Genomic DNA, 14,342 nt, shown 5'->3' with positions numbered 1-14,342 from the left:
CGGACAATACCCAGCCAGCTTAGTAGTTTCGTTTACACTGACGCTCATGACCATCACCGAACAGAACCCCGACACCAGACTGAAACGCGGCATCACCGGCCCGCTCCTGTACCTCTTCATCCTCGGTGACGTCCTCGGAGCCGGTGTCTACGCCCTGGTCGGGGTCATCTCGGAAGAGGTGGGTGGTGCCATCTGGATGCCGCTCATGGTCGCACTGGCGCTCGCCCTCCTGACGGCGGGCTCCTATGCCGAACTGGTCACCAAGTACCCGAAGGCCGGTGGAGCCGCCGTCTTCGCCGAGCGCGCCTTCAGGAAGCCGTTCATCTCGTTCCTCGTCGGGTTCTGCATGCTCGCTGCGGGCGTGACCAGCGCCGCCGGACTCGCCCAGGCGTTCGCCGGCGGTTACCTCACCACCTTCATCGACGTACCCGCGACTCCGGCCGCGCTCGTCTTCCTCGTGCTCCTGGGTCTGCTGAACATGCGCGGCATCAAGGAATCGGTGCGCAGCAACGTGGTCATGACCGTCATCGAGGTCTCGGGCCTCGTCCTCGTGATCGTCGTCGTCGGGATCTTCGTGGCTGCCGGCAACGGTGACCTCTCGCGTGTCAACGAATTCCCACCCGGTGTGGGTCCGGCATCGGCCGTCCTCGCGGCGTCGCTCATCGCCTACTACTCCTTCGTGGGCTTCGAGGTCTCCGCGAACGTCGCCGAGGAAGTCCACGACGTCAGCCGTGTCTACCCCCGGGCCCTCTTCGGCGCACTCCTCACGGCCGGCGTCGTCTACCTCCTGATCGGGCTGGCCTCCTCCGCCGCCCTCGCCCCCGACCAGCTCGCGGGATCGAGCTCGCCGCTGCTCGACGTCGTGACGGCCACCGGCGCGGGCATCCCCGGCTGGCTCTTCAGCCTCGTGGCGCTCATCGCGGTCGCCAACGGCGCACTGCTGACCATGATCATGTCGAGCAGGCTGACGTTCGGGATGGCCGAGCAGGGGCTCTTCCCGTCGGTCTTCGACCGCGTGCTGCACCGCCGCCGCACCCCGTGGGTGGCCATCGTCGCCACCACCCTGGTCGCCATGGCGCTGACACTGACGGGCGGGCTCGAGTCCCTCTCCCAGACCGTCGTCCTGCTTCTGCTCTTCGTCTTCCTCAGCACCAACATCGCCGTGCTCGTCCTGCGGAAGGACGCGGTGGAGCACAAGCACTTCCGCATCCCGGCGGTCTTCCCCTACCTCGCCATCGCGTCCTGCATCCTGCTGCTCACCCAGCAGACGGCCGAGATCTGGTTCCGCACGGGTATCCTGCTCGCCGTCGGCCTCGCCCTGTACGGCGTGCAGCGACTGGTCCGCAGCCGGGCACGGAGGGCTGTCGACCAGTAACTGGTCCCCCGCCTACCAGGTGTGGGGTGCGGGCCTCCGGGTGCTGGGCAGCCCGTTGTTGAGGCGCCACTCGTGGATCCAGTCGGGAAGCACCAGGTCCTCCGGCGGCGCCCCGAAGGCCGCGATGATCTCCTCGTTGCTGACAGGGCCCGACGACGAGACGAGCCTCGTCGCGATGAAGGCCCGTGCGTAGATCTCGCCGTCGGCCACGGCACGCTGCTCGAAGTAGACGGCGCGTTCGTCCAGCCCGATGATGCGCGTCTCGACGGCATAGCGTTGGCCGAGCTGGAGCGACTTGCGGAAACTGATGGTCTCCCCGGCCGCAACCGGGCTCCACCCGCGACGGCGCATCAGGCGCCACACCCCGCTGCGGACCATCAGGTCGAAGCGGCCGAGGTCGAACACCGAGAAGTACATCCCGTTGTTCATGTGCATCGCGATGTCGATGTCCGTGAGGAGGACCCGGAGGGTGACGCTGCTGGAGCCCCAGATACTGAGGTGCGACCGTCTGCCGGACCGGAAGAGCTGCAGCATCGTGCGGAAGATCAGGTGCATGGACAAGATATTACTCGCCGGTAACATAACCCCGGTCGGACACACCCGCCTACACTCGGGAGATGGACCAGGCCTCCCCGCACGCCCTTCCGTTCGACCGCTACCGGGAGTTGCTGGACCGGGAGTACCGGATCCTCGCCGACCTCGTCCCCGCCACCCTGGACCTGCCCGTGCCCGCGTGTCCGGGCTGGACGGGCGAGGACCTCGCGCGGCACACCGCGATCGTGTTCCTCCACAAGGCGGAGACCATCCGGACGGGCGAGCGGCCGAGCCATGGCTGGCCTCCCGTGAGCATCGGCAGCTTCCCGCCGCAGGCCCTGCTCGCCCACTCCTTCAGCAGCCTCACTGACCAGTTGGATCGGCACCGGCCGGAGGATCCGGCGGAGACGTTCGTCCCGTGGGACCAGACCGTCGGATTCTGGATCCGGCGGCTCACGCACGAGACCGCGATCCACCGGGTGGACCTCGAGGACACGGCAGGAGACGGGCCCACGCCGATGGACCCGGACCTCACCCTGGACGGCATCGACGAAGTGCTGACCGTGATGCTCGTCCGCAGCCAGCCGGACCTCACGGCGTCCGCAGCGGTGGTCCGCCTCGAGGCGGGCGGGCACTCCTGGGACGTGTGCCTGGCCCCCGGGCGGGTCGAGGTCACGCGGGACGCACCGGCGAACGGACAGCCGACCGCCCGGACGGACCCGGAGGCATTGCTCCTGTGGCTCTGGGGCCGTGCGCCGCAGCCCTTCCCGCCCTCGGACGCCCTCTGTGAACTCCGGGACCGCCTGGCCGGGGCACTCTAAACGGAATAGATCCTCCGGATCGTGGGTTGGCAGGTGCAGGAAGCAACCGACCCCAGGAGCAGCAATGACCGCCAGTACCCAGATCCAGCTCGTCCGACGTCCGGTCGGCGCGCCGACCCCGGAGGACTTCGCGCTCGTGACGGTGGACCTGCCCGAGCTCGGCCTCGATGAAGTGCGCGTCCGGAACGAATACGTGTCGGTCGACCCCTACATGCGCGGCCGGATGAACGACTCCAAGTCCTACGTCGCGCCCTTCGGACTCGACGAGACCATGACCGGTGGAGCGGTGGGCCGGGTGGTGGAATCGACGTCCGAGGCGATGCCGGTCGGCACGGCGGTCCTGCACGGCCATGGATGGCGCGACGTGGCGCAGGGCCCGGCCTCCCACTTCTCGCCCCTGCCGGACACGGCGCTGCCGCTGTCCGTCTTCCTCGGTGCCGCCGGCATGACCGGCCTCACCGCCTACGCGGGACTCAAGCGGGTCGCCGGGCTGAAGGAGGGCGACGTCGTCTTCATCTCCGGCGCGGCGGGCGCCGTCGGCTCCATCGCCGGCCAGATCGCCCGGAAGCTGGGCGCCTCGCGGGTGATCGGCTCGGCCGGTTCGGCGGAGAAGGTGGCCCTCCTCAAGGAGAAGTACGGCTACGACGAGGCGTTCAACTACAAGGACTCCCCCGTGCGCCGTCAGCTCCGCGATCTCACACCGGGTGGCATCGACGTCTACTTCGACAATGTGGGTGGGGACCATCTCGAGGCAGCGATCGACCGCCTCAACACCGGAGGCCGCGCGGCCCTGTGCGGTGCGATCTCGCAGTACAACAACACCGAACGCACCCCGGGCCCCGACAACATGGCGAATCTGGTCACGCGCTCCCTCACGCTGGAGGGCTTCATCGTCGGCCGGCACCAGGATCTGCAGGCCGAATTCGCGGAGCTGATGACGGGCTGGCTCGCCGACGGCAGCATCGTGTTCGACGAGACCGTGGTGGACGGCATCCAGAACGCCGTCGGCGCCTTCCTGGACATGATGAACGGTGCCAACACCGGCAAGATGCTCGTCCGCACCTGAGCGGCTGCGGGGCATCGCCGGCGCCACCGGGCAGGCTGGGATACTGGCGTCATGACCGCAGCGTTCACGTGCACGACAACCACCACGGTGGGCCAGGCCGAGCTGTTCGACCGCTCGCGCAGCATCGATGCCCATGCGACATCGATGCGCTTCTCACGGGAGCGGGCGGTCGCCGGGGTGACGAGCGGGCTCATCGGCCTCGGCGAGCACGTGACATGGCGGGCCTGGCACTTCGGTATCCCCATCAGGATGACGAGCGTCATCACGGAGCTGGACGCACCGCACCAGTTCGTGGATGAACAGCGCACCGGCCCGTTCCGCGACTTCCGGCACGTCCACGAGTTCTCGGAAGCCGACGGCCTCACGACGATGGTGGACCGGATACGCTTCACCGCGCCACTCGGTCCTGCCGGCGCCGTGGCGGAACGGATCCTCCTCCGGCCCTACCTGCGCTACCTCATCGAGGTGCGCAACCGCTTCCTGACGGCCGACCCCGCAGCCGGCCCGACGTCCGCCTGAGCGGGGACTCAGGCGTCCGAGGAGACGAGCAGCGCCGCTTCGAGCCGCTTGCGCTGGTCCACGGGCAGGAGGGCGCGGTACTGGGGGAACTCCCGGAGGAACTCCCGCACCCGCGGGCAGTAGGGCACGACCGCGATGCGCCGCTGGTGTGCGTTGAGGAGTACCCGCCGGATCAGCGCGGGTTCGACGTCGACTGCGTCGAACTGCGGGTCGACGACCGCCTGGATGAGCACGGCGTACGGACCCTTCATCTCGTACTTGACGTGGCCCACCATGGTGCCGTCGCTGAAGAGCTCGAAGCGCGAGAACAGGGAATTGTCACGGAAGCCGCCGCGCGCCTTCGTGGGTTCGCTGCGCGTCTCGGCCTGCACCTCACGGCGTTCGATCTCCTCCACCAGCAACTCGTAGTGGTGAACGGCTTCCATCGGGGGGAAGTCGCGATCGAGCACCCGGTAGGTCTGGTTGCAGAGGACCCTCAGCTGCCGGTTCGACACGGTGGACAGGTCGGCAGGAAAGCCTGCGTCCTCCGCACGGGACGCGGGGCCCTGGGAGGCTCCGGGGGCCGTGGCCAACCCGAACGGCTGGAGATCGGCGGCGGGCGCACTTTGGGTACGGTAATCGGCGAACGAAGAAGATTCCATGGTCAGCTCCACGATGGTGGTTCAATGGCCCGCTGCTAGGCCCTGTACAGAACTATACCGCGCCGGGGCCCGATGCGAAATCAAGGCATTCCTCGCATACCTTCTCCGCCTGACGGGCAGGGCCGCTATGGCTTGAGTGAATCTTGAGGGATGAGGGGCGCTACCCGGACTATCGTGTCAGGAAGAGCGGCAGTCCCCGTCCGGATGCCACTGGACCCGAGGAGCCGCCGTGCAGTCCCAGACAGCATGTACGGCCATGGCGGAATCGTCACTGACCGTCCATGAGGTGTATCTGCACTACCTCAATTCGGGTGGATTCTTCGACGAGTTCGAGATGGACGCCTACCTGCACGGCCTCGCCCCGCTGCCCCGCGAGGAACGCGACTGCATCGCCCGGGCCGTGAACGAACTCATCGACGACCTGCTCGCGCGCGGCGCGCCGCATCGCCGGCCCCGGGCGTCCTACAGCCGAATCGCCTGAGCCGCTTCCATCGCGGAGGTCCGCGCGCGTGCGTCACCATCTAGCGGCCTTCCACGGGACATGCCGTTTGACGGGAGGTTCGGCGCGGGACAGGCTGGTGCTGACCCGTCACCTCTCGACCAGGACTCCCACCATGGCACTCGCCCCCACCGTCCAGCTCCGCAGCGGCGCCCACCTCCCCCTCCTCGGCCTGGGCACGTGGCCGCTGGACGACACCGAAGCCGCGGACACCGTGGCCCTGGCCCTGGAGACAGGCTACCGGTTGATCGACACGGCGGAGAACTACCGTAACGAGCGGGGCGTCGGTGAGGGGATCCGCCGCTCCGGCGTCCCGCGGGAGGAACTGTTCGTCACCACCAAGTTCAACCGTGAACACCACGGTCGGGAGGGCGTCCGGCGTGCCTTCGAGACCAGCGCCGGCCTGCTGGGCCTTGAGTACATCGACCTGCTCCTGGTCCACTGGCCCAATCCCGACCAGGGGCGCCACGTCGAAGCGGTCGAGGGCATCGCCGCGCTGATGGAGGAGGGCCTCGTGGGCGCGGTGGGCACCTCGAACTACAAGCCGGCGCACCTGCAGCAGGTCATCGACGCCGGGATCGTCCCCGACGTGAACCAGATCCAGCTCGATCCCCAACGGCCGCGCATCGTGGAACGGGCGTTCCACAACGAGCACGGCATCGTGACCCAGGCCTGGAGCCCACTGGGCAAGGGCAGCGGGCTGCTCGACGAACCCGCCGTCGTCGCGATCGCCGAGGCCCACGACCGGACACCCGCGCAGGTGGTGCTGCGCTGGCACGTGCAGCAGGGGATGGTCGCCATCCCGAAGTCCTCCAACCCGGAGCGCCTCGCCCGGAATCTCGACATCTTCGACTTCGAGCTCTCCGGGGCGGAGCTGGCCGCGATCTACCTGCTCGACTCCAGCCGGGCCGACATCGTCGACTCGGACGAGTTCGGCCATTGAGCCGGTGCCGGCCCGGGTGACGCGGCGGACGGTGCAGCCCTAGGGCCAGAGCATCTCCCGGCGCCAGCCCTCACCGAACCGGCTGTACAACAGGCGGGTGTGGCGCCGCTCCTGGTCGGCCTGCCAGAACTCGACGGCGTCGGGCGCCACGGTGAAGACCGTCCAGGTGGTCGACACGAGGCCCTCCCCCGCCTCGATGCGGCGCACCTGTTCCGCCACGGCGGTGTCGACGTCGCTCCTGCTGCGCACCACCGAGCTCTGGCTGCCGGCCAGCACCAGGGCGCGGGCCACCGGGTGGCGGCGCTGGAAGTCGGCGTCGTTCTCCTGTGCGGTGCCGGTGGAGACCGAGCCGCGGATCCGCACCTGACGGCCGGCCTCCGGCCAGAAGAAGGTCAGCGCGGCGGAGGGATGGTCCGCCAGCTGCCGTCCCTTCGGACTGTCGCTGCTGGAGGCCACCTCCCATCCGGCGGGCGTGAGGTCCTTCAGGATCACGACGCGCGCATCCGGCAGGCCGTCCTGCCCCACCGTCGCGAGGGTGAGCGCGTGCGGCGCCGCGACGCCGTCCTCCACCGCCCGCTGCAGCCACTCGACGAACAGCGGGATCGGGGAATCGGGGGCTGCTCCCGGATCGAAGGGCGGCATCTCGTCGGGGAACACCGGGACGCCGCGGATGATGTCGCGGATCATGCCTGGATCGCTCATGCGGCCAGCCTAGCCCTCGTGCCCGCCGACACCCCGACGGGCGACCACGCAACTCGGCGTCGCCGGCCGGGCCCCGGGATGCCCCTGCCCGGGCCGCAGCATAGAGTCGGTGGATGCCAGCGCACCAGGACCAATACGTCGGACCACGAGACCTCACCCGGTGGACGTCGCCGATGGGCCGGTTCCTCGTCCGGTGCGTCCGCCCCCTCGCCCGCTGGGCCGGTCCGCATGCCGCCCTGCTGCTCCTCATCGCGATCGGCGGCGGGGTGGCCGCGGCCCTGACCGCGGCGTCGGCCGAAGTGTACGAATCGGTGGTGGAGGCCGACGGCGTCGCGGCCCTCGACCAGCCGGCCCTCGACCTCGCCGTGTCGCTGCGCGAGGGCTGGTTCGACGCCTTCATCACCGGCTACACCAACATCGGCGGACCGATCGGCATGCCCATCCTCGCCGCCTCGGTGATGGTGCTGCTCGCCGTCCACCGCCGCTCCTGGACGCCGGCGATCCTGCTGCCGGCCGCGGCGTTCGGCTCCCTGCTCATGACGGTCGCCGGCAAGGATGCGATCGGCCGCCTGCGTCCGCCCATGGACCTGGCGGTCCCGCCCTACGAATCGTCGCCGTCGTTCCCCAGCGGGCACTCCCTCAACGCCGTCGTGATCGCCGGCATCGTGGCATACCTGCTGGTCCTGCGGCAGCAGCGCAAGCGCACCCGCGCGCTGACCGTCACCCTCGCCGTCGTCTTCGCCGTGACCATGGGCCTCAGCCGGGTCTACCTCGGCCACCACTGGCTCACGGACGTCCTGGTCGCCTGGACGCTCGGGGTCGCCTGGCTCGCCGTCGTGATCACCGCGCATCGGCTCTTCCTGACGTTCCGCCTCCACCGGACAGCCACCCGTGGCGTCACCACCTGAGCAGCCCGGACCCGGCGCCGGTCCGCCACCCGCCCTCCGGCCGCTCCGGCGGGATGCCCGGCACAATCGCGAGCTGGTCCTCGCCGCGGCCCGGCGCATGTTCGCCGTCCATGGCGCGGAGTGCAGTTTCGAGGACATCGCCCGTGAGGCCGGGGTGGGCGTGGGAACCGTGTACCGCCGGTTCCCCGATCGCCGCACCCTCATCGAGGCCATCCTCGAGGAGCGCGTGACGGACGTCGACGCGACGGTGTCCGAGGCCCTCGCGCTCGAGGACTCCTGGGCGGCAGCACGGCTGTTCATCGGCTCCGCCGCCCGCATGCAGCTCGAGGACCGCGGGCTGCGGGACCTGCTGCACGACCCCGGCTTCGTGTCGGCGGGACTCGCGATGCTGCGGCGTCGGATCGCTCCGGCCGCGGAGGAGTTCGCCGCACGGTTGAGGGACGACGGCGCGCGGCCGGACCTCACCGGTGAGGACGTCCTGGTGCTCGTCCGCATGCTGGGATCACTGCCCCCGGGGGCCGTGACGGCCGCCCCCACGGACCCGGACGCGGGCTTCCAGCGGTACCTCGGCCTCGTCCTGGACGGCCTCCGCCGCCGGGTGGCCGCCGAAGGATAAGCAGAACTGACGAATTGTCGTCAGGAATAATGATTTCCGGTCACCAACGGCCCGCTCCATACTGGGGGGTGCACACGAGCACCCCCTAGGAACGGACGACGATGTCGGATTCATCAGCCCTGCAGAACCCACGATCGGTGTTGCGGCGCAAACCGATCGACAACGTCGAGGACGAGACGGGCCGCTCGACCCTGTTCAAGAGCCTCGGCCTCTGGCAGCTGACCGCCATCGGCGTCGGCGGCATCATCGGCGTCGGGATCTTCACGCTCGCCGGACTCGTCGCGAACGGCGGCCCGGACGGCGAGCCGGTGGGTCCGGCCGTGCTCATCTCGTTCCTCATCGCGGGCCTGGCCAGCGCAGCGGCAGCACTGTCCTACGCCGAGTTCGCCGGGATGATCCCCCGCGCCGGCTCCGCCTACACCTACGGGTACGTGGCCCTCGGTGAGATCGTCGGCTGGTTCATCGGCTGGGACCTGCTCCTCGAGTACATCGCCATCGTGGCCGTCGTGGCGATCGGCATCTCGGGGTACTTCACCGAGTTCATGTCCGGCATCGGCGTCACCGTACCCACCTGGATGCAGGGAACACCGGACACCATCCCGGGCGGAGTGATCAACCTGCCCGCGATCGTGGTCTGCCTCCTCGTCACCTTCATCCTCAGCCGCGGCACCAAGACCTTCGGGCGGTTCGAGCTCGTCGCGGTAGGCCTGAAGATCCTGCTCATCCTCGGCATCGTGGGCCTCGGCTTCTTCTACGTGAACGTCGACAACTACTCGCCGTTCGTCCCCTCCGGCTTCGGGGCCGTGTTCGCCGGCGCCGCCACCGTGTTCTTCGCCGTGTTCGGGTACGACGCCATGAGCACCGCCGCCGAGGAGGCCAAGGACGGCAAGAAGCACATGCCGAAGGCCATCCTCCTGTCCCTCCTCATCGCGATGATCCTGTACGTCCTGGCGACCCTCGTCCTCACCGGGATGCAGAACTACAAGGACATCAGCCCGACCGCCGGCTTCGCCTCCGCCTTCCAGTTCGTCGGCCTCCCCGTCGTCGCGACGATCATCTCGGCCTTCGCCGTGATCTCCATCCTCACCGTCATGCTGACCTTCCTCCTCGGTGTCACGCGCGTCTGGTTCTCGATGAGCCGCGACGGGCTCCTGCCGGCCTGGTTCTCGACGACGGACCGCCACGGCACGCCGCAGCGCGTCACCTGGATCGCCGGGATCGCCTCGGCGTTTCTCGCCGGGGTGTTCCCGATCCGCGCCGTCGCCGACCTCACCAACATCGGCATCCTCGCGGCGTTCGTCGTGGTCTGCATCGCGGTGATCGTGCTGCGGCGCACCCGTCCCGAGGTTCCCCGCACGTTCAAGCTGCCGCTGATGCCGATCGTCCCCGCGTTCGGCGTCCTCGCGTCGCTGTTCCTGATGCTGCAACTGGACGGGGAGACGTGGCTGCGGTTCGGCGTGTGGCTCCTGATCGGCCTCGCCATCTACTTCTTCTACGGCAGGAAGCACTCGCTCATGAACCCGGACAGCCCGCGCCACGCCTTCCTGAAGCGGCAGGCCTAGCCTCCGCCGGACCGAGCGGGCCTGCCGCCCGCGTCACGAACGTGCGGCAGGCCCCGTCAGCTCCTATCCTCGACAGGTGCGCGGCCTCTCCACGACCGCGGACCCTCCACCCCCACCACTGAAGGACCTGCCCCATGGACCTCTTCCGGACCAAGTCCATCGAGCAGTCGATCAAGGACTCCGACGAGAAGGGGCGCGGCCTCAAGCGGTCCCTCACCACGTGGGACCTCATGGTCATGGGCGTCGCCGTCGCCGTGGGCGCGGGGATTTTCTCGGTGGGCGCACAGGCCGCCGCCTTCAACGCCGGCCCCGCGGTGACCATCTCCTTCGTCCTCGCCGCGATCACGTGCGCCCTCGCGATCATGTGCTACGCCGAGTTCGCGACGGCGCTGCCGGTCGCGGGAAGCGCCTACGTCTTCACCTACGCCACGATGGGTGAGCTGATCGCCTGGATCATCGGCTGGAACCTGATCCTCGAACTGCTCATGGCCGCCGCCGTCATCGCGAAGTTCTGGGGCGTGTACCTGTCCGATCTCTTCAACGCCCTCGACCTCGACGTCCCCGCCGAGGTCGGCCTGCTGGGCGTCGACCTCGCCTGGGGTCCGCTGCTGATCGTCGCGGTTTTCACCGCCGTCCTGGTCTGGGGCACCAAGCTCTCCGCGCGGGTCAACAGCGTCTTCACGGTCATCAAGATCGGCATCGTGCTGTTCGTCATCGTCGTCGGCTTCTTCTACGTCGATCCCGGGAACTACACGCCGTTCGTCCCGGCCTCCGAGCCTGCGACGGACGGCGGAACCGGCTGGGCCGACCAGCCCTTCCTCTCCTTCCTCAGCGGGGCGACACCGGCCGCCTTCGGTTTCACCGGCATCATCTCGGGAGCGGCACTGGTGTTCTTCGCGTTCATCGGGTTCGACGTCGTCGCCACCTCCGCCGAGGAGGTCGAGGATCCGAGCCGCACCCTCCCCCGCGGCATCTTCGCGGGCCTCGCCGTCGTCAGCGTCCTGTACATCCTGGTGACCCTGGTCGTGACCGGCATGGTGTCCTACACCGAGCTCGGAGCCTCCGGTGCGCCGTCGCTCGCCACCGCCTTCCAGCTGGTCGGCGCGGACTGGGCCGCCGGCGTCATCTCGGTGGGCAGCCTCATCGGACTGACCACCGTGATCATGGTGCTGCTGATGGGCCTGGCACGCGTGATCTTCGCGCTCAGCCGCGACGGGCTGATGCCGCGCGCCCTCAGCCGCACCTCGGACAAGCACGGGACGCCGGCGCGGACCCAGGTGCTCTGCGGGGTCGTCGTCGCCCTGCTCGCCGGGTTCACCCAGGTGGAGGTCCTCGCCGAGATGATCAACATCGGCACGCTGTCCGCCTTCATCACGGTGAGCCTCGGGATCATCGTCCTGCGGCGCAGGCGTCCGGACCTCACGCCGGCGTTCCGCGTCCCGTTCGGCAGTGTCATCCCGATCGCATCCGCCCTGCTCTGCCTCTATCTGATGTTCAACCTCGCCACCATCACGTGGGTGTTCTTCGCAGGGTGGCTCGTGCTCGGCTTCGCCCTCTACTTCGCGTACGGCCACCGGCATTCCCGCCTCGGAGCCCAGCAGCGCGCGGACGCAGGGGATCCCGCGCACGTGTGAGGTGCGCCGGCGCCCTCGACGCGGGATGATGGTCTTCCCGGGGTCGCGTCATCCGGGACCGCCGAGCCGACCAGGAGAACCACGATGTCCCAGGATCCCTATCCCAGTGAACTCCCCTCCCCCGGCCACAGGAATCCGTACGACGGCGGCGCCTACGGCCCTGCCGGCGGCTACCCGCCGAACCAGCCCGGCAGCAGCCCCTACCAGCAGACCGGCAGCTATCCGTCGGGTCTCTACCAGTCCTCGTACCAGACGATGGAGGGCGAGAAGGCGGCCCAGCTCTCCCTGATCCTCGGTCTGGTGGGCTTCTTCGTGGCGGGCATCGTCCTCGGTCCGCTGGCCATCTGGCAGGCCCGGAAGGCGGAGCGCCTCGGCGTGCCCGCGACCGCAGGCAAGGTCCTGGGCTGGATCGTCACGGCGCTCTACGGTCTCGCGATCCTGTTCGGGATCCTGTTCTTCGTCCTCGTCATCGTGGGACTCGGCGCCACGGCCGGTTTCAGCGGCTGACCGGCACCTGACCGGCAGCCCGACCGAGGGCCACCGCTGCCGTCAGAGCGTGGGGAACAGGTGGGTGGACTGCTCTCCGGCCTCGAAGACGCCCGAGTGCGGCCCCGTCCCGACGATCAACGGATCGGGCGTGCCGACGACGTCGTGGTCCTTCTCTTTGTAGTCGAGGACGTACAGGACGTAGCGCATCGCCTCGATCCGGGCCCGCTTCTTGTCGTTGCTCTTGATGACCGTCCACGGGGCGTCCGCCGTGTTCGTGTAGAAGAACATGGCCTCCTTGGCCGCCGTGTACTCGTCCCACTTGTCGAGGGACTGCAGATCCATGGGGCTGAGCTTCCAGCGTCGCACCGGGTCCGTGTGGCGCTTGGCGAAGCGACGCCGCTGTTCCGCCTGCGACACCGAGAACCAGAACTTGATGAGGTGCGTGTCGCTGCGGACGAGCATGCGCTCGAATTCCGGGGCCTGCCGCATGAACTCGAGATACTCCGTGGGCGAGCAGAACCCCATGACACGCTCCACCCCTGCCCGGTTGTACCACGACCGGTCGAACAGGACGATCTCGCCGCCCGAGGGGAGCGTGGAGACGTAGCGCTGGAAGTACCACTGCGTCTTCTCCTTGTCGCTCGGCTTGTCCAGGGCGACGATCCTCGCTCCGCGGGGATTCAGATTCTCCATGAAGCGCTTGATGGTTCCGCCCTTGCCGGCCGCGTCACGGCCCTCGAACACCAGCGCCACCTTGGCCTCGTTCGCCCTGACCCACCCCTGCATCTTGAGCAGTTCGATCTGGAGGGCCCTCTTGGCCTTCTGGTACTCCCGTTCCGTCATCCGCTTCTCGTACGGGTAGTCCTCGCGCCACGTCGGCTGGTCCGGATGCGGCAGGAGCACGGGGGCGTCGCCCTCGGCGAGGGGATTCGGGACCGGGATGGCCGGCACTTCGAGGGCGGGGGCGCCGTCGAGCACCGCGTCACCGGGGGCTGCCTTTGCTGAACTCATGCCTGGTCCTCCGGATTCGACCGTGCCGCGCGGATGCCCATCCTCTCAGAGAAAGCACGGGGGAGATACGGGTCCGGGGAATCCCCCGCCCCCATGACGGGTTACAGCCCACAAACGACCCGCAGGACAAGGAGCACCCGTGAGCGACGTCAAGACCCCGGAGGAACGCTGGCGCCGTTTCCGGAACGCCCGGGATGCGGCCCTGGCCGAGGAGCACGGCTGGCTGAGCCTGACGTCCTTCCAGTGGCTCGGCAGCGAGCCGGCCCGGGTCGACGTCGTGCCGGGGCTCTGGTCCTCCACGGGCGACGCCGCGCAGCTGACCGCAGGGGCGTCGGACGGCCTGACCGATCTGACCGACCCGGCCGGCGGCAGGATCCTGGAGGGGACGATCACGGCGACCGTCGACGACGAGGAATCGCTGATGTGGGTGGCGCACGGCGGTGAGGACGGGCGCCGGGTCGTCGTCGAACTCGCGCGCCGCGCCGGCCGCTATGCCCTCCGGACCAGGGATTCCTCCTCGCCCACGCTCACCGGCTTCACCGGCGTGCCGACCTTCGACCACCGGCCCGATCTCGTAGTGGAGGGACGGTTCGAACCCTACGGGGATCCCCTGCACGAGCCGATCGCCACCGCCCACCCGGACGTGCCGGGAATGCACGAGACGGCCGGCGAGGTGGTCTTCTCCCTTCCCGGGGACCACCGCCGGTTCCGGCTCCGCGCGGGCCAGGACGGGTCCGGCGCGCTCTCGATCACCTTCCACGACACGACGAACGGGGTCACCACCGCGGCCTGGCGCAAGGTGACCACGCGCCGGCCCCGCCCGGACGGCGGGGTCGTCCTGGACTTCAACCGGGCGATCAACTACCCCAGCGCCTTCACGCTCTACGGGACCTGCCCCGCACCGGTCGGCGCGAACGTCGTCGACGCTCCCGTCGAGGCGGGGGAGAAGCTGCCGGCGGGCGTCCCGGCGGAGTTCCAGGCTCCCGTGGCGGGGTAGACGCTCCGGCGGAATCGCGTGCTGC

The 14,342-nt window shown here is 69.1% G+C and carries 16 protein-coding genes; 12 read left to right on the top strand and 4 right to left on the bottom strand.

The window, feature by feature from the left end:
- Positions 1-46: 46 nt before the first annotated feature.
- Complete coding sequence (locus CXQ92_RS11500; protein WP_104167856.1) at positions 47-1,375, top strand: APC family permease; 1,329 nt, start codon at positions 47-49, stop codon at positions 1,373-1,375.
- 12 nt (positions 1,376-1,387) lie between these two features.
- Here CXQ92_RS11500 and CXQ92_RS11495 read toward each other — a convergent pair whose 3' ends face one another.
- Entirely contained in the window at positions 1,388-1,930 is a 543-nt protein-coding gene (locus tag CXQ92_RS11495) for an acyl-CoA thioesterase (protein WP_104167855.1), read from the bottom strand.
- A gap of 62 nt (positions 1,931-1,992) precedes the next feature.
- Between CXQ92_RS11495 and CXQ92_RS11490 the strand changes: the two genes are divergently transcribed.
- The 3 genes from CXQ92_RS11490 to CXQ92_RS11480 all read left to right on the top strand — a co-directional run bounded on the left by CXQ92_RS11490 (position 1,993) and on the right by CXQ92_RS11480 (position 4,315).
- Positions 1,993-2,730 carry a maleylpyruvate isomerase family mycothiol-dependent enzyme gene (locus CXQ92_RS11490; protein ID WP_104167854.1) on the top strand — a complete coding sequence of 246 codons (738 nt, stop codon included), beginning with the start codon at positions 1,993-1,995 and terminating at the stop codon, positions 2,728-2,730.
- Positions 2,731-2,794: 64 nt separating this feature from the next.
- The gene (locus tag CXQ92_RS11485; RefSeq protein WP_104167853.1) at positions 2,795-3,796 is read left to right on the top strand and encodes an NADP-dependent oxidoreductase; all 1,002 of its coding nucleotides are present in this window, start codon (positions 2,795-2,797) and stop codon (positions 3,794-3,796) included.
- 51 nt (positions 3,797-3,847) lie between these two features.
- Entirely contained in the window at positions 3,848-4,315 is a 468-nt protein-coding gene (locus tag CXQ92_RS11480) for an SRPBCC family protein (protein ID WP_104167852.1), read from the top strand.
- An 8-nt stretch (positions 4,316-4,323) separates the two neighbouring features.
- Here the strand turns inward: CXQ92_RS11480 and CXQ92_RS11475 are convergent, their stop codons facing one another.
- On the bottom strand, positions 4,324-4,956 hold the full coding sequence (locus tag CXQ92_RS11475; protein WP_146067456.1) for a GNAT family N-acetyltransferase: 633 nt from the start codon (positions 4,954-4,956) through the stop codon (positions 4,324-4,326).
- 256 nt (positions 4,957-5,212) lie between these two features.
- Between CXQ92_RS11475 and CXQ92_RS11470 the strand changes: the two genes are divergently transcribed.
- Positions 5,213-5,437: a hypothetical protein gene (locus CXQ92_RS11470; RefSeq protein ID WP_104167850.1), complete on the top strand. Its 225-nt coding sequence runs from the start codon at positions 5,213-5,215 to the stop codon at positions 5,435-5,437.
- Between the two features lie 133 nt (positions 5,438-5,570).
- Positions 5,571-6,398 (top strand): aldo/keto reductase, encoded by an 828-nt coding sequence (locus CXQ92_RS11465; RefSeq protein WP_104167849.1) that lies wholly within the window; start codon positions 5,571-5,573, stop codon positions 6,396-6,398.
- A 39-nt stretch (positions 6,399-6,437) separates the two neighbouring features.
- Here the strand turns inward: CXQ92_RS11465 and CXQ92_RS11460 are convergent, their stop codons facing one another.
- The gene (locus CXQ92_RS11460) at positions 6,438-7,100 is read right to left on the bottom strand and encodes a pyridoxal 5'-phosphate synthase (RefSeq protein ID WP_258069874.1); all 663 of its coding nucleotides are present in this window, start codon (positions 7,098-7,100) and stop codon (positions 6,438-6,440) included.
- A gap of 113 nt (positions 7,101-7,213) precedes the next feature.
- Between CXQ92_RS11460 and CXQ92_RS11455 the strand changes: the two genes are divergently transcribed.
- The 5 genes from CXQ92_RS11455 to CXQ92_RS11435 all read left to right on the top strand — a co-directional run bounded on the left by CXQ92_RS11455 (position 7,214) and on the right by CXQ92_RS11435 (position 12,327).
- Positions 7,214-8,008 (top strand): phosphatase PAP2 family protein, encoded by a 795-nt coding sequence (locus CXQ92_RS11455; protein ID WP_104167847.1) that lies wholly within the window; start codon positions 7,214-7,216, stop codon positions 8,006-8,008.
- Positions 7,992-8,624, top strand: coding sequence for a TetR/AcrR family transcriptional regulator (locus CXQ92_RS11450; RefSeq protein ID WP_104167846.1), 633 nt, complete (start codon positions 7,992-7,994; stop codon positions 8,622-8,624). The genes CXQ92_RS11455 and CXQ92_RS11450 overlap by 17 nt, the downstream gene beginning before the upstream one ends.
- Before the next feature lie 101 nt (positions 8,625-8,725).
- Positions 8,726-10,186 carry an amino acid permease gene (locus CXQ92_RS11445; protein WP_104167845.1) on the top strand — a complete coding sequence of 487 codons (1,461 nt, stop codon included), beginning with the start codon at positions 8,726-8,728 and terminating at the stop codon, positions 10,184-10,186.
- A gap of 134 nt (positions 10,187-10,320) precedes the next feature.
- Positions 10,321-11,820 carry an APC family permease gene (locus tag CXQ92_RS11440; RefSeq protein WP_104167844.1) on the top strand — a complete coding sequence of 500 codons (1,500 nt, stop codon included), beginning with the start codon at positions 10,321-10,323 and terminating at the stop codon, positions 11,818-11,820.
- 84 nt (positions 11,821-11,904) lie between these two features.
- Positions 11,905-12,327, top strand: coding sequence for a DUF4190 domain-containing protein (locus CXQ92_RS11435; RefSeq protein ID WP_104167843.1), 423 nt, complete (start codon positions 11,905-11,907; stop codon positions 12,325-12,327).
- 42 nt (positions 12,328-12,369) lie between these two features.
- On the opposite strand, the gene ppk2 is transcribed toward CXQ92_RS11435, so the two are convergent.
- Positions 12,370-13,320: a polyphosphate kinase 2 gene (gene ppk2, locus CXQ92_RS11430; protein WP_104167842.1), complete on the bottom strand. Its 951-nt coding sequence runs from the start codon at positions 13,318-13,320 to the stop codon at positions 12,370-12,372.
- A gap of 139 nt (positions 13,321-13,459) precedes the next feature.
- Between ppk2 and CXQ92_RS11425 the strand changes: the two genes are divergently transcribed.
- Positions 13,460-14,317: a DUF1684 domain-containing protein gene (locus CXQ92_RS11425; protein WP_104167841.1), complete on the top strand. Its 858-nt coding sequence runs from the start codon at positions 13,460-13,462 to the stop codon at positions 14,315-14,317.
- The last annotated feature ends 25 nt before the right edge of the window (positions 14,318-14,342 follow it).

The organism is Arthrobacter sp. SX1312 (assembly GCF_002929295.1).
Lineage (GTDB): Bacteria > Actinomycetota > Actinomycetes > Actinomycetales > Micrococcaceae > Arthrobacter_D.
Note: the sequence above shows the minus strand (reverse complement) of the source record. Positions and strands in the feature narration are given on the sequence as shown.